Annotated in this window: 13 protein-coding genes; all 13 read left to right on the forward strand. The window is 47.3% G+C overall.

The genetic code is table 11. The features are described from left to right. Window positions 1-3: 3 nt before the first annotated feature. The 13 genes from D328_RS0106810 to D328_RS0106870 all read left to right on the forward strand — a co-directional run bounded on the left by D328_RS0106810 (window position 4) and on the right by D328_RS0106870 (window position 20,885). Window positions 4-3,471, forward strand: a complete 3,468-nt coding sequence (locus tag D328_RS0106810; RefSeq protein ID WP_018884225.1) for a peptidoglycan DD-metalloendopeptidase family protein — start codon at window positions 4-6, stop codon at window positions 3,469-3,471. An 89-nt stretch (window positions 3,472-3,560) separates the two neighbouring features. Beyond that, window positions 3,561-3,986, forward strand: a complete 426-nt coding sequence (locus tag D328_RS0106815) for a hypothetical protein (protein WP_018884226.1) — start codon at window positions 3,561-3,563, stop codon at window positions 3,984-3,986. A gap of 4 nt (window positions 3,987-3,990) precedes the next feature. Further along, a complete protein-coding gene (locus D328_RS0106820; RefSeq protein ID WP_018884227.1) occupies window positions 3,991-4,377 on the forward strand; it encodes a hypothetical protein in 387 nt (128 codons plus the stop codon). A gap of 15 nt (window positions 4,378-4,392) precedes the next feature. Continuing rightward, the gene (locus tag D328_RS0106825) at window positions 4,393-7,062 is read left to right on the forward strand and encodes a PKD domain-containing protein (protein WP_018884228.1); all 2,670 of its coding nucleotides are present in this window, start codon (window positions 4,393-4,395) and stop codon (window positions 7,060-7,062) included. A 47-nt stretch (window positions 7,063-7,109) separates the two neighbouring features. After that, window positions 7,110-8,552 (forward strand): hypothetical protein, encoded by a 1,443-nt coding sequence (locus D328_RS0106830; RefSeq protein WP_018884229.1) that lies wholly within the window; start codon window positions 7,110-7,112, stop codon window positions 8,550-8,552. Between the two features lie 36 nt (window positions 8,553-8,588). Beyond that, window positions 8,589-10,424, forward strand: coding sequence for a major virion structural protein (locus D328_RS0106835; protein ID WP_018884230.1), 1,836 nt, complete (start codon window positions 8,589-8,591; stop codon window positions 10,422-10,424). A gap of 21 nt (window positions 10,425-10,445) precedes the next feature. Then, window positions 10,446-13,553 (forward strand): hypothetical protein, encoded by a 3,108-nt coding sequence (locus D328_RS0106840; protein ID WP_154658987.1) that lies wholly within the window; start codon window positions 10,446-10,448, stop codon window positions 13,551-13,553. Beyond that, window positions 13,493-14,650 (forward strand): hypothetical protein, encoded by a 1,158-nt coding sequence (locus tag D328_RS0106845; protein ID WP_018884232.1) that lies wholly within the window; start codon window positions 13,493-13,495, stop codon window positions 14,648-14,650. Before D328_RS0106840 ends, D328_RS0106845 begins: the two co-directional genes overlap by 61 nt. Window positions 14,651-14,664: 14 nt before the next feature. After that, complete coding sequence (locus D328_RS0106850) at window positions 14,665-15,498, forward strand: hypothetical protein (protein WP_018884233.1); 834 nt, start codon at window positions 14,665-14,667, stop codon at window positions 15,496-15,498. A gap of 81 nt (window positions 15,499-15,579) precedes the next feature. Beyond that, entirely contained in the window at window positions 15,580-16,812 is a 1,233-nt protein-coding gene (locus D328_RS0106855) for a hypothetical protein (RefSeq protein ID WP_018884234.1), read from the forward strand. A 138-nt stretch (window positions 16,813-16,950) separates the two neighbouring features. After that, window positions 16,951-17,442, forward strand: a complete 492-nt coding sequence (locus D328_RS0106860; protein ID WP_018884235.1) for a hypothetical protein — start codon at window positions 16,951-16,953, stop codon at window positions 17,440-17,442. Between the two features lie 33 nt (window positions 17,443-17,475). Next, window positions 17,476-18,099, forward strand: a complete 624-nt coding sequence (locus D328_RS0106865) for a hypothetical protein (protein WP_018884236.1) — start codon at window positions 17,476-17,478, stop codon at window positions 18,097-18,099. Further along, window positions 18,084-20,885: a GLUG motif-containing protein gene (locus tag D328_RS0106870; RefSeq protein ID WP_018884237.1), complete on the forward strand. Its 2,802-nt coding sequence runs from the start codon at window positions 18,084-18,086 to the stop codon at window positions 20,883-20,885. The genes D328_RS0106865 and D328_RS0106870 overlap by 16 nt, the downstream gene beginning before the upstream one ends. Window positions 20,886-20,898 lie beyond the last annotated feature (13 nt).

Here is a 20,898-nt window from a genome sequence, read left to right on the forward strand (position 1 = left end):
GAAATGGCCCAGGTATCGGATTTGAATTACCCATCTGAGCGTCTGCTGCAGGGGATCAGGGACAGGATAAACGCTTTCGGAAATTCACCGAAGGTATATATTGAATTGGATAAAATGACATACGTGGACGGCTTCCGCCGCAAGTATGATGCGGTCAAGTATGTGGCGGAAAGCGTTACAGGTGATCTGCTATCCATTGATAAGGCCCAGAAGCTGACGGAGTATCAGGGCGGTGAGTTGATTGAAATTCCAACAGAGCTTCGCAATGCTAATATGTCCATGCCCATCCTCTCCAGTTCTACAATGCACGGTAAAGAAAATGGCAAGAGAACCATTCAAGGAATGTATATTACAGACTGGTTCGAGACAGACCCTCGTTGCTCCCGCAAGCGGCATAAAGGAATTGACCTTGATTTGGCCATAGGAGACGGGGTCCATGCCGTATGGAGTGGTACTGTACGTGTAGCAAGTTATCTTAAAGGATACGGAAATGTAGTTTATCTCGACCACGGCAACGGGTGGCAGACGAGGTATGCACATTTGAGTAAAATACAGGTTAATGTAGGGGATACGGTATCCGTGGGGAAGCAGGTTGGACTTGGAGGGAATAGCGGCCGCAGCATTTCCAGTGGAGGAGGAGATGGGTCTCATTTGCACTTTGAGGTTCGCAAGGATGATGTGGCACTGAATCCTGAACCCTTCCTTAGAGGGACGAAGACGATCCAGACCCCTACAAAGACCTCGACATCATCGAGCCCCGGTTCTTCCAGCGATGTGGAAATGAATATTGAAGCTACAGCTTATGTAGCAACTTGCCCCGGATGCATCGGGATCACTCGGGGCGGAACGGACGTGAGGACTTGGAAAGACTGGAAGATTATCGCCGTTGATCCTTCGGTAATCCCACTGAAAAGCAGGGTCGAACTAATTGTAGATGGCGTAAGCTGGGGAGAATATCTGGCGGATGACACTGGGGGCGACATTAAAGGAAACCGCCTGGATATCCTGATGGAGACCAAAGCTAAGGCGTTAAATTTTGGCCGTAAAAATGTACTTGTGCGTGTGAAGAGCTGGGGGGACGGTAAGGAAAGGACTTCGGCAGGAGGGGGTGGCACGACATACGAGATTACACCCGCAAAGGAGATCGTCACCTACCAGGTCAACAAGACGATAGCGCAGCAGTCCTTCTATAAGGACTTCTCCAAGCGTTCTGCGTTGGACAAGCTCAAATTCCCTGTTCAGGACGGATCTGAGCAGTTTTTCGTCAAAGATGGTGATAATCAGATTAACGTACTCGGCTTCAAAGGAACGTCGGGAGCTGGAAGTGAGAAGAAGCTGGTATTTGAGCACACTTGGACGAATAATGGAAATTTGGGGTGGGCGTACTATGCCGATTTTGAGCTGGATGATGTGGTTACAGTTAAAGTGGACAATTATTTGCTCGTTACCCTTAAGGGAAACAGCGCAAAGCATGGTATAGCTTATCCTGCTTCCATACCTGTGCCCAAGGGCAAGCATAAAATAGAGTTTAGCTTTGCCAATTCTACCAAGGCTTCGGTCGGCCAATTTGGTTTGCTTGATTTGCGAGCCAAGGAGTTTACGGTATCTACTGTTGAACAAAAACAGGTGTGGGAGTTCGAGGACCCTATGAACTCTGTAAATAACTGGACACCCTACGGAACGGTATCTCAAGCAGACGGAGGCTCCTTCCAGGCGATCTCAACAAAAGGTAGCGAAGCAGGCATACAGCGCCTCGACCAGATCAAAAAGTTCCCGTTTACCATTAACTTCAGGGTCAAGATGACCCCGGATTCCCAAGGAAAGCTTGTTGTGGGCGACGGCAAAAAGGCCTTTGTATTGAATCTGACCCATGACACGGTATATTCACAAGGCGGCGGACAGTACAGCACGAACAACACTGATGATTTCGTGGAATACACAATGGTATGTCATGATGACACGGATATGGACTTGTATGTGAAACGGATTGGAGCAGATGAGGCAGGAACCTGGGTGAACACAGGTATTCGCGGAGCCGCAATCCAATACCCTTATCAAAGTCGCATTCTGTTCTCGGTCACGAAAGGGCAGATGAAGCTGGATAGCGTCAAATATGCTGCTAGCGACTATGCTATTGAGCAGCTTGCCACGCACATTGCTGAAAATTATTCAGAGCTGTGGTATGAGGTTGGTGATTTTGTGTTCGAGGAAACCTTCACCATTGAGTCGGACATCATGGAGTGGGAAGTAAATACCCATATGGATATGGCCTCCGCGACGGCGCGGGTGACATTGAACAACAGCTCAGGCTTGTACTCCCCGACATGGGAGCGCTCACCAGAGTTCCCCGAAGCGTATCGCAGCCCTGATTCGGCTATGTCCTATTACGAGGAAGGGGAGGTTCGCCACGTAGTCAGTGAAGGTACTCCGATCCGAATCTATGCAGGCTATGGTGAAGAGGTTGTACGTGTGTTCACTGGAATGATACAAGGTGAAATCCAGGAGGATTCGAAGAAAAAAACGATCTCCTTTAGCTGTGTTGATATGTACGATTTGCTGGAGGAATTTGTTTTCTACAAGCCCATGAATTATCCGCCTGATGAGGCCTATGCTGGTGATGGAGGGGCATATGCGTGGATCAAATCCTCGATCGTAGAGGATATTGTGGTGGCCGCAGGGTTAGCTAACTGGAGATTTCATGCAGAAGACCTGAAGCATGCTGACTACGAGATTGAGGATACAGTGTATATTGATGTCAATAAGGGCGAGAACACCTTCATGAAATTTAACCGTGAGACGGGAGAACTGGAGGCTGTTAATCAGCAGGACATCATGAAGGTAGGTGGCTGGGAGAATCCTTTTGTAGCCAGCGTAACGTTTCCAATCGGCACCAGGGCCACAGACGCCATACAGTCTCTGATCCAGGACATTCCTTACCACACTCGTTGTGACCGATATGGCACATTTTTGATGCATCGCATGGACTTTCTGGACTACCCGGACTGGCAAGTTCAGGATGGTGCCCGTTGGGAGTTTATTGACGGGGAGAACCTGATCTCCCTGGCATCCTCGACTGACTATTCTGGTGTCAGGAACCACTTGATGATCTCAGGTTCTGCTGGTAACGTGGAGCATTTCTTCGATAAAAGTCTGATTGTGGCCACCAAAGGCAACATCCGTACAGCAGGCATACAGGCGGACTATATTGATGAACAAGATGGGGCTGCGATGAGAGGAGCGAAGGAGCTGGTAGCCAGCAAGGTATTCTTTGATATCAAAAGGCAGGCCAGAACCAAAAACGTCGTCGTAAAAGGGAATCCATTAATCGAGCTGCTAGATGCCGTATATGTGTACGACGCGAATACCTATACCGCCAATTACTTCATTGTGAAAGGGAACCGAATGGTAGGCAATGGACAAGGGATCCAGAATTATCTGGAGCTCACCTGGCAGACGCTCACGAAATCCTAATCCGATAGGGACAGCAAGGGATGATTACGTCGATGACGATAATTGTCCCTTTCTTTTACTTATAATGCTATTGGAGCGAGGTGGTTTAAATGGCTGATGATCGCAACTATATTAACTCTAATGAAGTATTCCCCATCATTGATATGATTCGGCGAGAGATGGGCAGGCAGGGACTATACGCCGGTAACGGTACAGATGGGAGTCTGATCACCCAACTGCTGCCTGAGCCGAACGTAATTAATATCGAGTGTCTGAGAGAGCTGCCGAGCCACCCTACACTGGTTACTACTGTGATCTACACCTACGACAATGGGAGCATGGAGCAGTTAACCCTTCAAAGAGATGACAGCTTGCTGGTTACCGGATTTCTGATTGAAATTTCGAGCCGATCACTCGTAAACGAGCAGTTGGAGGAGGAGACCGATATGGCAGGTTTCTCCACCATCCAAGGTACGCTCATTAGAGAAAACGGATTATTTAAGAACTTGCTACTAGAGTACACAAAGGCGGTGTAATCGATTGTCTAGCGGAGCTAATTTCGCAAGTTATATGGTTGGCGGCAGATTCGACCCTCCTTTTATGCCTACCAAAACGAAGCCTTTTATCGTGGGTAGTATGGTTGAATCAGAGAGGATAGGCAAGGTTGAGAGCAAGGTTGTAGTTGAGGAGCCCTGTGAGCTGTTGTCTGTTGCTGTCGGCGTGTCTAACTATGAGCCGAAAGATTACTGGAACTTGTATGTAGGGAATGAGCTGGTATGCAAAAACATTTATACGAAAGATGTCCCGGAGGGCATGTATCTGACTGCTATCATTCCATGTGAGATCGGAACACTGTTTCACCTTGAGTTTTTTAATGAGGGAGGGAAACAGAAATACGTATGGGTCAATTATCAGATGCTGAAATAGAAGGAAGGTGAGGACATGGGGGACACAGCATACCAGCCGACACCTTGGATTGATACATTAGTCAACGAGAAAAGTCTTATGGACAGTATTGCGGGCATCTGTATGAATAACGGGTGGACAAAGGTGAAAGAGTTTACCAAAATTGCCTATCGTAGCACACTTACGAAGCCTGTAATTAAGCGATTTTACTTGCCACTGGCAAACCCAATCGTAGAGATCACAAGGCCATTGAACAACGATTTCTATGTCTACCTTGATGGAGAGATTTGCCCGAGTTCCTACTACACCGTAACGGAGAATGGGGACAAGCTCAGTTTTCTATTTGAAGCAGGGGTCAGCGGTATGGCAGCTATTTATTATAGCGCAGTGGAGGGAACGGATACCTTTGATTTCTATGTTGCGAAGCACTACATCATAAAGAATGCTTCAGGGAATTTGTTCGGAATGGCACAGGTGGCGCACATCCATGAGCAGATTGGTAATACAGGCAATCATGTACCCTTTGCCATATATGATCCTGATGCCGATTATGGGACCCAGTTGAGGCCCCAGGATGAGGGGATATTCTCTTGGGCTGTTCAGAAGGCAGAAGAGGACAATCTGTACGAGCTACACACCCTTTATTTTTACCAGCTGGAGAAGTGGATCGGCAACGGAAAAATGATCACTGGATGGAATAGCGCAAGCGCTGAAGAGTTGAAGCGTCTGGTATTGGACGTGGAAATGCAGACATCCATGTGGGGACTGCAAAATGATACGAACTCCCTTCAGTTCCAGGTAACTGACAAGTTCCCTCAGATGTACCAATCGCCCATCGTAGTCTCACGTACGAGAGTACCTCAGCTTGAACGTTTCGAGAAGATGGGTGGTATCGACATTAAGTACACGAACTGGTGGGATGACAGCAAGGTCATGCTCAAGGGGTTCGTTGATGGCAAATCACTTATGTTCGTCATCCTTTCAGACACAGCTCCGGTGTGGGATAACAACGTCGTTCCTGCGATTCCCTTGTATATGGGTGACTTCGATACCGAAGAAACCTCAGAGGAGGTCGTACATAGGGAAATCATATTTGACTTTTCCGGTACGACTACAAAGTCATCTACGGTCATTTCTAACAGACCTATGGCCAATGCACAATCATATGTTGATGTATGGCTGATGGGAGATGTGAACGGTGATTTTGATAATGAGTGGGTGAAGCTCACCATCGCAGGACAGGAGATCAAGACATTTAATGTCAGTGGAGATCACAGGCCAACGGATGATCGAAACGATGCTGAATATATGGGCAGGTTCGATATCACTGAGATTCAGGGTAAGAACTCCATCATCATTGAAGCATCCAGTGGAGAGGGTGTAAGCGGCTATACTCCAGTCGGTGCAAGGATGTGGCTAGAGCTTGTCATCCAGACGGACAAGGGTGCAGATGGAGCCCCAGCCGCGTTATTTGCAGGAACAGCACTGAGTAAGGAAGGGGCGGATGTAGAAGCCGCGATGAATGCTTCCGGAAAGTTTGATTTCGATGATGCTGCAGTGAAGCAAGAGGTGCTTCTTCCCATCATGAAGGAGTACACTCATTATCCAAGCAATGGTGTAGATTCCGTCATGGTGAAGCAAACGAAGCACGGCGCAAGATATCAAGCTCACTACATTGCGTGGGCTGTACCAGCCAACTCGATGCCTCCTTTAAGGCAGGATCAGAAGGACAGGAATTATCCACGGGCATGGAACAACTACATGAACGACCAGTATAAATTTCAGTTCAATCCTTCCCGTTACAGTGGCAAGGCTCATTCTTCAAGGGCTACGGTAGTACATCCCGAAGATGGTAAGTTCGGTACACTACGGAACGTTATTTTAGTCTCCCCCTTAACTATAATGAATGGTGATGAGCTGCAGGCGACAAGAAATAACTGTGCTCCTGACGAGGAAGATCGTTATGAAATCTACTCTTACTACTTGGTAGAAGGGATATCGCCACTTACGAAAAGACCTGCAACGGCGTATAGACCTGCGGGGCTAGGGATTCTGAAGGAAGGATATGTACTCCCTGAGATACCGCTTCCAGAGCCTGAACCGCCAGAGTTGAACGTATCGATCGCCCCGGCTTTCTCTGTGATCGAAGAAGGTCAGAGCATCAAGTTTACAACAGCTTACAGTAAGCATTCTCCACTGACGAACTTCAGATGGAACGCGGCGAGCAGCTTGACGAAGGGAAGTTACTCGGCAGAGAGTGCAATCTATACATTTAACACAGCTGGGACTTACACGGTGAGCTTTACAGTATGGAATGAACTGGGTCAGTCAGGGACGGCCTCGGCAACGATCACTGTGAACGCCAAGCCAGTTCCACCGCCGCCCCCACCGCCGCCGCCTCCACCTAACACATTGCAGTGCGGTGTATCGAATAATACAGGTGGGGGGGCTCACTATGAGAAACACCATGAGATGGGCGCTAGTGCAGGCATGGTCAAGATTACTTATAACATGTTCACTGCAGCCGATAAGATGGAGGTTTTCTACATGGGTCAACTGCTAGCGACTACACACATGGAGGTATCGGGAAAAGGTGAACTGAAGTTCTCGTATAATCCAGTTGCTGGTGTGACGCAGATTAAGGTTGTCTTGACCTCAAACGATCAAAGATCGGCTTGGGAGTATTTGGTGGATTGCCCCGTGTAACTGGGGGCTTCTCATATAAATGCAATTACGCAAAGGGGTGCTATAAAATGCCATTCATTGATACAACTCCTGCCAATTTTACACCAAAGATCAGGGAGAATGAACTACAGCCGTTGTTGGGTACGTTGCTCGAAACGGCAGGATGGGAACGTGCGGCAGATTTCAAGAAGGTCGTATTCAACGCCGATACGCTCAGACCAAACTACCCTAACAATGCAGTTGCTGCGTTCCCTATTTGTGTAGCGGAGCACTTCATTTACAAGAATAAAGAAGGCCGCATGTTTGGTCTAGCTCTGGTAGGTCAGTGGAATACAACTAACGGTGAGATTGACGCGCTGGGCAAATCACCGGTAAAAGGTAAGACGCCTCTACCGATCTTCGCAGAGTGGGCCACTCAGGAATTTCGTAAGTACCGTTCTCCGCAGACTCTGTATTTTTACATGGTGGAGAATTTGAATGGTCTGACACGTGCAGGAGATGACATTTGTCTACCTTGGACTGACAGCTCTGAAGCGGGGCTGAAGAGAGCAGCCTTGGATATCGAAGTGGAAGGGACGGCATGGGTAACCTCGGGAAGCTCTTCCAATGGTGTATTCACCATTACGAAGGCTGATGGTGATCGTATGCAGTCTCCGATCATGCAAGCAGGTCTGCGGGCAAAGTTCATGGAATCTTACCGGGATGAAAAATACAACTCCTCCGTCATGTACACCAACTGGTGGAGTGACTCTGAAATTTCAATAAAAGGGACTCTGACAGATACTAGCTTGTGCTTCATCCTTCAGGCTGATAACGTACCTGCCCCAGAAGGGAACCTGGTTCCTACGATACCTCTGTATTTCGGTAAGCTGGATTCTGTGGAGGAAGGTGACGAGGCGTATGCCATGTTTGTAGGCAGCGTCCCGATGCTGGATACGGTAGATGGTGTAGCCAAGTATGACTTCGATAACACGGCGACACGTCAGCCTAACATTATGCCGTTACTGAAGACGTACCCGAAAAACCCTGCGAACGGTCTGGACAACGTGATGGTTCACCGAGCTAAGTTGGGAGCAAGATATCAGGCGCACTACCTGTCTTGGAACTCTCCACCTAACGCAATGCCACCTGCACGTACGACCAGTGACGGAAGGGATTACCCACGTGCTTGGAACAACGCAGAGAACCCTCTGTATAAGTACAATTTCAACCCTTCTCGTTATAGTGGCAAAGTACACACCTCGAAGGTTTACGTAGTACATCCGGAGGAAGGTGTGAGAGGCACTCTTAAAGATACAATCGCACTTTCAGCATTCTCGTTCAATGCGAACAAGCTGCGTGTGAAGAGAGCGAATTGTCCTGATGAATTTGACATTTATCGTTACTTTATGATTGAGGGGATCTCTCCATTCACCAAGAGACCGGGAACGCAGTTCCGTCCAGCGGGGATCGGTCTGTATCTCAACACAGTAGACGATGAGGATAAGGAAATTACTACTACCACCCCGTAAAGGGTGTAGGGAGATTAATAGAAGAGGTGATTAGTCGTGGCATGGTTTGATGGAGATTCTACGATTCAGTTGTTTCCTGACGAGCTTGAAAATAAATTCAACACCTACGGTTGGAACACATATATTAAATACCGTGCGGTTACAGGAGATCCAAGGAAGACTACCACTAAATTTGCCGATGTACGTCTGTTCCGTTCCATTGGCAGTGATGGTCAAATGCGTAACTTTGGCATGGTGTTTGGTTGGGGCAACAAAAAGAAACAGCCTGGCGAGTTAGATTTCATATCTCAGAATTCTGTGCTCGGTGAAGCTGCGGCGGTGGCAGGAACAAAGAATAAGTTCCAGGTTCTTGTCCATCCGATTGATTCAGGTTCTGAGCTGATATACAAAAATGGTGTGTCTGTTGGTGAGAGTGAGTACACCATGGATTATTTCACTGGACAGTTCACCATGAATGAAGAGCCTGACCCGACAGACAAATTCACGGTCTCGTATGCACCTGCGGTAAATGCTCCTGAAATGCCGAAGCGGTTGTTCTTCTTCACCTTTGATGATGTCCGTTCTGAGAAGATTGTAGAAGGTATAAATGGTGGTGTAAAGGTGGGCGATCCTGAATCGATTCTGCCAGATGGCGACGGCACTAGACGGGTCTTCAGAATTCCAACTGTGGCTACCATTAATGAGGGATCTGTTCGCCTGTTTGTCAACTTAGCTGAGGCATCTCCTGATGATTTCACGGTTGACTACACAAATAACACCATCACGATCAAGGATACCATCCCAGCCCCGTTTGCTGGTGCAGAGCTTAACTGCTCCTACGTTCGTGTTCTGGCAGGAACGGGGACAAGCACAATCAACTATGGTGATATCATGACCCGTGATTTTACACCAGATGATGCCAAGAGGATGATGGATGCTGTCTACTCCTGCATGTATTACATCTACCCTTCGTTACCGACAGCCTTATCCTTTACTCCATTGGACAACTTCGATCGTGGCTGGCAGAGGGACAGCACGATGTATTTTTGGGGCAACTTTACAAAAGACCGCATCGTCATGTTCTTGCGTCCCGACCCGACATCAGGACCAGAGAACACTTACTATGCACCACTGTACATTGGTCGCATGACGACGATCGGCAAGTCTCCCCGAAAGAATCATGTGCTTCTATCGGGCTGCCGTGAGAAGGATGAGGTCGTGTGGAAGAAGGATATGAAGCTTGGAGCGACCTTCGTGGACTATGGAAACAACACGTCCAATGGGAATAGCTCTGTACAGCTTCAGCAGTCGATCGGCGGCACGTATTACCAGAAACACTATCTGGCATTCATCACGCATGATAAGGAAATCGACGCGGGTGAATCCCGATTTAATCCATCTGTATACAGTGGTAAATATCATATTTCTCCGATGTATGTCGTTCACCCGAATGATGGATTTGTTGGCAAGCTGGATGAGGTATACGCTGTACATCCTAAGAATATCTCGCAGTTGGATGAGTTGGAGGTTATCGAGACGTCTACTGATGAGGACCTGGGCAAAGGCGACGGCACTAACCGGATATTCCACCTTTCCCATCAACCTTCCATGAAGGATGATGGGACGCCGTTCCGCCTAGTGGTCAAGGTGGATTGTGAATCCCAGATTTACAATACAGACTACACAATCGACTATACGACCAAGATGATTACGTTCGCGGCGGGCAAAGAACCTGCGGTTGGCGCTGAGGTTCTTGCAACTTACGAGTACAAGCAAATCTATCGCTATACTCTTGCTGATACGCCTGTCTCCCCTCTGACATTGGCTACGATCAGCCCGTTCGCTCCAATCGGTCTCGGAATCCTTAAAAAGACCCTTGTGAAGAACAGTTAGTATAAATGAGGGAGGTCGGCGGTGAATATGCTGAATGGTAATAAATCTTACCTTATCAGTTTCACCGCCCTTTTTAATAAAAAGGGCTATGAACTGGCTATTGGTATAGACACGATATTTGATGACGTGCGCACTACCCAATACCATCTTACAGCCCCTGCAATAAGTACCTACCGGACACTGAAAATGGACGTGATGAAAACCGCCACGAAATCCCCATACTCTGCTTCCAGCCTTTTTGGGAATAGGCTGCGGGAAGCCGCTAACGTTACTGAGTTTGAAGCTGTGGAGATTCAAACGGTTTATGCCAATGTCGTTTCCTACCTTTCAGATATTCAAAGGTACTTCAGCGGGGAGAGCAGGGTGGATAGTATAAGGCTCAAAACAGCCGAAGGGAAGCGCACAGCGGTTGAAACAGAGCGTAGCGGACAGAGTGAAGGTGAAGTTTTTCATAACGTCCGGTTAGATTTCACAGTTCAAGCAGAGAATTTATTGGAAGCGTACCGCGAATCGACGGAGTCAGCAGAAAACATAGTCAGAGCAGCAGCTGAAGAGCTCATTTTCTCTGAGAATACAAAAACAATCCAGCTTCACAGTCTCTCGAATTCTGACAACATATCTAACATAAGTGGTACCGCCGTCCAAGAGCACACATATGGAGACATTAGTCTAATCTATAATATGCTCTCACTGAAGTTCGCGGAAGCAGAGAACATTAGGCCGGCGCTCAATATCAGCTTGGACATGCTCTCAGACAGCTTCGATATGGCTCCAATTACAGAAGTATTGATGCAGACGGTGGCGGATAACGTTGTGACAACAGATATTGAACAATTTACTGGTACACACCTGACCACGGACATTAAGGATGCGAGTTTCATTCTCTTTACGTCTTCGGTGCGTGATGACGAGCTCGACTCAGCACCTATTGAGTGTGCAGTTGAGGGAGAACTGTCCAAGCTAGCAGAGATCGAAGAGTTTACTAGTGTAGGCAGGACCAAAGATTGGGAACATACCGACGTCGAGTATTTTGTTGCGGCATCTGATGGTAGGGACGAACATGCCACCGAGATTCATAACGCGGTAGGGTCTCGTGGACTGTCTGATATGTTCGATGGTCTGATTGAAGAAGCTGCAGGAGTCAGCTCCGTATACGGTAATGAACTGGAGATCCTGGAATTCCTTGACGGTCAGACACAAGATAGTGGGGAAGTTGTAGTAGAGCACATGACAGGCGCGGCAAACCAGTTAGCAAATGAACTGATGGGCCCAATTGAGCTTGTACAGGCGGAGCATGATACCCAGCAGATCGAGTCTGCAATTGATGGAGCCCTAACAGCTGAAATGATTAAGGGTATGGTCACAAAATCTCCCGAAGTCAGCAGAATGGCAAGGTTGATGGAGATTACGTACGGACACAGAGCCATGGAACTGGTCTATGCAGGTATGGATGGGATCATTCAGGACACGTTGAGCCAAGAAGCTACGTTAGCTGACTCAGGATCCATCACGGATGCCATAATCGCCAGGATGACCAAAGCCCTAAACGCACGAACGCTTGAAGTGGAAATGGCTGATGGAATGTCTAAGGGTACTTTAGAGTACTTTGATGACGCAGTGGAGGTCAAACCTGAGTACGGTAACGTCGAGAGCTATGGTGAAGCAGACAACAGTATCCGACCTGAGCACGGGTCTGTTGACTTTACTGTCAATGCAGTAGAAAGCGAGCATGAGCACGGGATGTTAGATAACCTCGGCGAAGGGATTCTAAGTGAACCAGCACACGGTAAGATGGACAGCTCTGCAGAAGGGGCGAATAGCTTAACAGAGCATGGACGAGTAGACACCTACATGGAAGGTGTTGACTCCAAGCCAGTGCACGGTAATGCCTTAACATTCGGTGAAGGTATGTACCACTTCATGGAAGCGGGAGAGCGCAATATCGGATACGATGGCGTCATACATGATATCGGAAAGGCTATTGTCGAGGCGAACAAAAAGCTTGTCACGGTGGAAGTACCTGAGCAGGGGGAGATCATTAGCATGGATAAGGGAGTTCTTGAACAGCCTGAACACGGTACAAGAGACCGTCTTGTGGATGTGGAGCTTACTTCAACCGAGCATGGAGAGCCAACTATTGTGCCTGAAAGCTACTTTACTAATGTTACAGAAACGAGCATTCGCGATATTCGTTATGAAGGCATGGATCAGCCAATTGAAACAGCATCTCGAAAGATGGAACTTGAAGCAGTCAATTCCAATCCTGAATACGCCGATTGGATCGATCAGGACATTGGTTTTGAACACTCGACAGAGTATGCAGATCGGTTCGGAGGAACATACGAAGGTATGTACGAGACGCCTACGCTGGCCAGCAGCGAGGGTTTCACCAACGATGCTGTTGCGCATGAGGCTGAGGGCGGTGCAGGGAATGAGGGTACGATAACTACCATAGTCGCAAGTAATGAGTGGGCTGATAATCACAGCTCTGGTGAAGGTATTCTTGATAACGAGGCGGGACTTGGCTCGGCAGATCTGGTACTTGATGCTATACAGAGCACGACCGAGGGAGGCACAGGCGAGCTAATCCTTGACGCTGTTAATAACAACGGTGAGACAGCTCGTGTTGGAGACTTCCATATGATCTCCGATAATCAAGAGATGATACTAGCGGAATTGAACGGAGGAACCGTTGAGTCTGAGGTTGGAGAGGACACGGAAGCCGATTCTGTACTTATAACTAGAGGCACTGACATAGGTGAAATCACGGATAGCATCCGTAAAAAGAAAGTAATCCCAACTGATGTTATGCACAGCGTAGACTCTCAACGGAAGAAGAAAGTGAACGAGATGGTCATTACAGAAACTTTTGACTCGACAAGGAAAAAGAAGATCATCGACACCAGGGTTGAGAACGGGGAGCGGAGCAACCGGATCAAGGAGGTTGTCAGCGTGAATATAGAAGAGTCTGATCATGCAACCAGACCTAAAAGAGTTATTGAGACGGCAATCGAAAAACCTTCCGAAGCTACACACAAAACTCCGCCAAAACCTAAGAAGGGTCGTATATGGCTCATCTTGGGCAAGGTTGCTTCCTGGAGTATCTGGAACTGGAAGAAGACGAGGTAGGTGAGACGATGGGAATTTATAAAAAGTGGAGCGGTTTAATCTTCGACGATAAGTTTGATGGTGCAAGCATTGACTCCCGTTACGACTTATCACCTGCGGATGCGTTCACTTTAGATACAGGACTTAACCGATTAATGATGTCACATACAGAACTGGAGTCTATGGTTCTGTTCGATGTTCCAGAGGATGAGCCTACACTGATGTTCGAGGTCACTGCCGATTATATTCCGACTGTGCTGGGGGACGAGGGGGGCATCGTAATCTGGCAGGACGGGTACCACCGACTTGAGTTCCTGGAAAGTAGAGACACGACTACAAGGGAATATAGCAGATGGCGGGCGCACAAGCATAATAATACCTGGACATTCTATGCTAATCGTGGCGAAGGATGGGAGCTATTCGATTCTGCCAATATTGCAGCCCACAAGATGGGCGTAGTGCTTAAGAACCCCGATAGTCAGGGATTCGTTACCTTGAATCTTGACCGGTACGTAGTGTGCAAGAGTAGTAAAGTCACCATTGGGAACCTGCCTGAAGGGTACTCCGTTTACCTGTGCGATTCTGATGGTAATTCGGTTGCTTCGGCCACGGTTCAGCCTTTATGGACCGGGGTTGAGTTAGAGCTTCCAGTTCTTCCCTATACCGGCATTCTCCGTGTCTACGATGAGCGTGGAGTGCTGTTGTCAAGCTTAGGTGCATTCGATATCTACGGTGGGGACACATACCTTTATGGCACAGACTTACGGGTTCTATGGAAGGGTGTGGAATTGAATCTTACAAAAGAGACCTACCTGGGGACGATGTATGATGATTTGATACAGGTACAGATGGAGCTGCATAACCCGAGCAATCATAAGACCGCGAATAATGTGACTATGGGCATCCTCAAGTACCTTGAAGAATTCGGCTACGAGTGGGCAGATATTTGTCACGACGATGGTATGGATAGCCCTGTAGGCGATTATGCAAAGACTGCCCTGGACATGGGTTCACTTGAACCTCTAGGTAGTAAGAAGTTTTGGATGAAAGTAGAAAGAAGCTCGGAGCACTTCGGAATCAAGCCGATTCACTTTATCCTTGATATTACTCATACGTAAGGGGGTGTTAGACTATGGCAGGTACTAAAATGACGCTCCGCAGGTACGGTAATGAAATAACCTACTGGAACGAGCAAGAGATTATCGTTGACCCAGCATTCCTTGATACGAATAATGGCTTGTACATCACTCTGACACACCCTTACGTGGTGGGGAGCAAGATGCTGGATGTGTACTTTAACGGTCAGCTTTTATCTGAAGGTGGCGGCTATGAAGAGATTGACGAGACTCATATTCGCCTTGATCTTGGCGTGTATCCTCCTGAGCATCCGTTCATGGGGCAAGCAGTCCTTCTTATGGCTGGAGACGAGATTTACATTCGGACTTGGAAGGCGGAATACCGTCAAGGAAATGGTAGCGGTATTGATGATCTTCGATTCAAGAGACTTGAGGAAGAGGTCATCAATGCTCGCAAGTACAAAGATGGTGACATTCCATTCTACCGTCTCGACGACAGACTTGATTACATTCAGCAGCGGGCAGAATCGAAGACAATGGTCTTCGTCCTGAACCGTGTGTTCAGTGGGGTAGCCAAGCTGGAGATTCGCTTTCCGTATGAGGGACAGATTACTGAGGTGTACGGATCAGCGATGAAGCCCGGAACAACGAGAACGGTGTTTAAAATCGAGAAGTGCTCTCAAGAAAACTACGACACTACACCCGTATGGACGGATATCTTGGGTAAAGATCTAACTCTTGACCCCGACGAGAAATCCTCGAATACTGCTGCTAGCCCATATGCAATTGCCATCCCGAAGATTGAGAAGAATGACCATTTCAGGATTAACGTTGCAGAGCTTGGTGAGGGAATAGAGGGAGTCACAATTGAACTTGTGGTTATTATCTAATTCTACATTGGGCGGCTAAAAAGCCGTCCAATGAACTTATATTGTATATGCAGTAACCATTTCAAATAGAGGTGAAAATATATGGCAGGAACTAGAGGCATTGCAAGATTCCGTGGTGAACAGCTTAACAATAAGCTGATGCGCGATAACCACTTTGATGTCAACAACAAGATTAACGAGAATAAGGTCGATATTCTGTGGCGTAGCCACCGCGAGATTCTGGAAGATACGAAAATCGACGTGTTCGTTCAAAAGAACGATGTAAATGTAAGTGCAGGTACAAAATCTATTGAAATTACCCCGGATATCCTGAACCCTGTGGTAGCCACGGATGTTAACACCGAGGGTACGGTTGTCAATACTGTCATTGATCTTCGCAAGAACGGTACAGAAGACTTCCCGTTCATTGATGAAGATGGCGATAGAGTATATGGTAAGGTACGCGAGGATGCAGGCAAGTTTTATCTGGATTTCTACAGTGAGGTTGCAGGTGCGGAAGCTCCTTATACCTTCCCCGAAGTAGCTATTCTCGACTACAAATATATCACTCGTACGAATCTGTCTGTCATCCCTGTAGACGCAATCGTGTCTGGCGGGGGAGGTCTTGTAGCCGATGCGGTTGACGCTAAAGCTTACATGAATCTTATCCAGCTGATGAAGGACCTTTACGGAGCAGCAGGTCATCTTGACAATGATGGTAATGCCAATCTTACCAAGCCAGTAACTCAGATGATTGTTGATGAAGGCACTGCAAGAGCAGAAGGTGATAACGAAATCCGTAATGACCTGGCTTCGACTGCATCGGCTAAAGGGGCAAGTCTCATCGGGGTAGTCGCTGATCCGAACTACACTGGTGTTACTGTTCAGGATATATTGGCAAATCTGGCACAGCGTCTCGTTGATGCTGAAGATTTGACTTCGGGTATATCTGATCGTGATGCTGACTCCGCTAACGGATATTTCAAGGCCGGCGATTTTGGAACGGCAGAAGGACGTATCGTTGATCTTGAGACTGCGGCTGACAACGCGTTTAAGAACCATGAAGAGCGTGTTCATAAGCTGGAGACGGAGGACGAGGAGGAGGTCTTCGAAGCCGTAGGCGGAGAGGCAGAGTATACCCTTGTGAAAGGGGTAGCCAAGCCCAAGACGGTAGCCCTGTTCATCAATGGTCAAGCTCAAGCTCCTGGAATCAACTATGCGTTCAAAATGGATGCTAACGGTAACATTACAGGCTTCGATTTTGCTCCAGATAGTCTAAAAGTCACTGAAGGTATCCCTGACGTTGTGTACGTGAAATACAAGAAGGTTCTGTAAGAACCTGTCTGAGACCCCTTGATTCAAAGGGGTCTTTTTTAATTCGTACAATCCATGTGTTAAGTTTGCTATCGAGATTCTTATATTGTATTTACCAATGACCGAAGGTCATGGACAAATTTAAGAGGGGGCTATAAAATGCCAGCACCAGCAGTCTCTTGGTATAAATCAGACAACGTAACGTCACTGCCTAGATGGGATATCGGTACGATTGACGCAGGTTCTACTTCTCCGGCATTGGGAGTTCTCATTTGGAACAACCGTGGAGGTACCGCAGACCTGTCTACTATGACCAACTGTACGATCACTACTAAAGATAGTGCGGGCGGGGACACAGGAGAGCTTGTTCTTAACGTCTGGATTGAGGTGCGTGTCGATAGTATGGCTGAGTCAGGGTTTACTAAGGTCGGCGGTACGAAGACAAAAATCATTCAGGCGGGCGGCAACACAACCAATACTTCAGGTACGTACTCTCCGAACAACAAAGAAATTCTTGGAGCAATGAATGATGGTTCTAAAACCAATTCGAAAGGAAACTTTGCAGAAGTGACCCTTCAAGCCAATGTACCTCCGACAGCAACAGCAGGTAACGTTAACTTCCTTACACGGGTAGCCTACCAATACGTGTAATCCATCAATCCAATACAATGGAGGGACTAACCAATGTTTAGCCAATGTAACGGATACTCACCAGTATCCCAACAAGACTTCATTTGGTTAGGTGAGTACATAGACGGTACTCACCTAGCCGAATTTGATTTCCTGACACACCAAGAGAACAGCTTCTATTCTATTAATCGCGAGAATCTATTGCGGTTCGGGCTTGTAGGTAGGGGGCAGAAGTTCTTTACTGAAGCGGATGGGACATTCAAATTGGCAGGCAAGATGGTAGATTTGGTGTACTCTACACCAGAAACAGAATTTCGACTAACAGGAAATATTCGTTATTGTTATAGCGATGTTATTACTTATAAGGACGCACAAGCAAGTGGTCTGGCAAACTTTAGTTCGGTGGCGATAGGAGCTGGCGGTAACTTCAGCAGCTCCATCACCCAGTTTAACTTTGGATATAAGGCCATGTTCGAGATTGACGGTGTGATGTTCCATTTAAGAGCCATCTGCATGATTCCTACCCATTCCTATGACCAAATACTCAAGGTTCGCTTAGTAGCAGACAAGGAATTGTGGGGTCATTTGAAGTTCGTAGTGAATGGCTTGAATGTATACGAGTACGATGCACCGCTCAAGCCGAACGTTGGAGGTGAATTAAATTGGCTGATTCAGTAATCCGTAACTATACAATTGAAGTGGACAAGCGAAAGAATAAGTCAACCTTCAAGCTTTACTCATATCCAGTGGAAGTCCTCACTCCTGCCGGATGGGCTAACATTTATGATGAGTATGCAGATCTCGTGGAGAAGTCGGCAACGCAAGAACTTACTGAAGTTGAAGCGCGTTCACTTCGTGAATACCAAGACCTCACCGTGGCATTTGAGGAAAACAAGCTTGCTGAGACAATCATCTTCGACACAGCAGACCCGAACGGTATTGAAATCCTTGGCCGAGATCGAGTGCAGCACGTCCTTGAAGCTGAGACTAAGGCAGAGATTCCGTTCTTGCGTGAGTTTGCTTATGTTCACGGAGCGTCCAATATCAGCGGTACCATTGTTCTGCCTTATGATGACTATTCTGATGTGTACGTGGTCAGTGACGCAGACGAAGACGGCGTAGCTGAGTTGACGTTTGTTAAGGACAAGGAAGAAACTGGCGGGGAGCGTCCTTACTATGAGAAGAAGGGTGGTAAGACGTATATCTACGTTAACCACTTCTCTGGAGGCGGTGGTACGCAAGCATCCCCGTACATCGTTTCCAACGAGCAAGAGCTTAACAAGGTTCGTAACAATCTTGGAGCATGGTATAAACAAGACCGCGATATTGTCATGGGTAGCTTCCAGACAGGTGCAGGTTTTGTTCCAATTGGTACCACTTCAGCAGGTTGGATGGGGGAGTACGATGGTAACGGCTACTCTATTAAGAGCCTGTTCATCAACTCTACTGTGCAGTACACAGGACTGTTTGGGTATGTATACGGTGGAACAGTGAGAAACCTTCGTTTGGTTGACCCCAATATTACATGTTCAAGCAGTCGTGTTGGCTCGTTCATGGGCGGCGGGTATAATCCTGTGATTCAGAACTGTAACGTTATTGGTGGGTCAGTGACGGGCGTAGGCACAGTTGGTGGTATTGTTGGTTATGCTCTGGCAGATAATAGGTATAGTGGTAACGGCGTTGTAATCAACTTCTGCTATAGCTACAAATGTAACGTCAGAACGAGCGGAAACGTTGCTGGCGGAATTATCGGACAATTTCAATACGGCTACGCCGGAAGCAGTTACCTTGCTAATTGCTTCTCTACTGGTGTAGTTGAGGATATTACGCTTGCTATGGATAAAGCCAATATTGGTGGTCTCGCAGGCCTTGCTGATTCTAATCAGTACATTTCCTATTATGATAATTATTGGGATATGGAGAAGTCCAAGTGCGGTAACAGCGCAGTCGGTATCGGCCTTTCGACAGCAGATGCCAAAAAAGCATCTTCATATGTGAACTGGAACTTCGATATTTACTGGTACATCGACGAAGAATACAACGAAGGATATCCTGAGCATAGACAGTTTGTATACTTCAAGCACGGAAAAGGTACACAGGCAGAGCCTTTCGTTATCACGACCGAGTTTGAGCTGAATCAAATTCGATGGTGGAGAAAAGGGTTCTACTTCAGGTTCGAGGACGATCTTAAGATGATTGACCATCAGACGGGTAAAGGGTTTTACCCCATCGGGTTCGCTCTTGTAGGCAAGGATAACAACTGCCAGGCATTCATCGACGGCGGCAACAGGAGTATTGCTAATCTATTTATCTCCCGTCTAGGTGATAGTCATGTCAGCTTGTTTGGTGCCATTACAAGTGGTTGGGTTAAGAATCTGGATATTATAGATTGTAACATCTCAGGTGGACAGTTCACATCAGTCTTCGGCTCCGTTACAAACGCTACGATTAGCAATTGCCACTCTGATACATTTAATGCCAGCAAAGTGTCTGGAACTTATGTCGGAGGGCTCGTTGGAAATCTAACTACTGGCGCTGTGATTGAAGACTGCTCGGCCAATGTCGTCACATCAAGTTCCGACTGTGTCGGCGCGTTCGTCGGGAACATCTATAATAACGCGATTATCCGCAGATGCTATGCCTCAGGTAGGACAGAGAATACTGGAGGTTACTTGGGTGGATTTGTTGGGGTTGTTCAGGCAGGTTCGACATTTCTGATTGAAGACTGTTTTACAAACGCAGAATTGAACGGCACCATTATTGGATTGGTAGTAGGGTATTTCAATAGGAGCAATCAGGGCTCCATAATCAAGCGTTTTGTAGCTTATTGCAAGGCTTATGGGACAAGCAGTGTAAGCTCTTACTATGGCTATAACTACACCAATAGTGAACTTCCTGCCACTACTGAGTACTACTGGGATAAGACCATCAATGGGGGCAAGGTAGGTGCGAATACAGGTAGTATTGGCAAGAGCACAGTGGAGATGAAGCACCCTTCCACTTATAAGAACTGGGACATGGCAAACATCTGGCTGCTGGATGAGAAGTACAACACAGGGTATCCAACGCTTCGTGATCTGTTAATTCCTGATCCTCCGATTCTCGGATTCCGAAACGAATTCGGTAAATACTACACAGACCCTCAAGGAAATATTCTTCGCTACCTTGATTTTGGTACATTAGTGGCGAGTCAGACAGGTCTCCCGAAGGCAGTGTGGTTACAGAACAATGCAGAATTTAGCGTCAACAGCATGAAGGTCTTCATCGATCTAAATACCGTGGTGCAAGGAATGACAGTAGACTTGAGTCTTTCCGAGTCTCCTTTTGTCCCACTGGATGAGATTAATTTCGGCGGCACATTCTCCAAAGGAAGTTCCGCGAAGTTCTTCGTCCGGTTGAGTTCAGATATCTCCGTTAAAACGGGTGGCACATTCGACCTGAGAGCGAAAGCTAGTCCAGTATAACGGCGTTCCAATA

The organism is Paenibacillus massiliensis 2301065 = DSM 16942, from assembly GCF_000377505.1.
Lineage (GTDB): Bacteria > Bacillota > Bacilli > Paenibacillales > Paenibacillaceae > Paenibacillus > Paenibacillus massiliensis.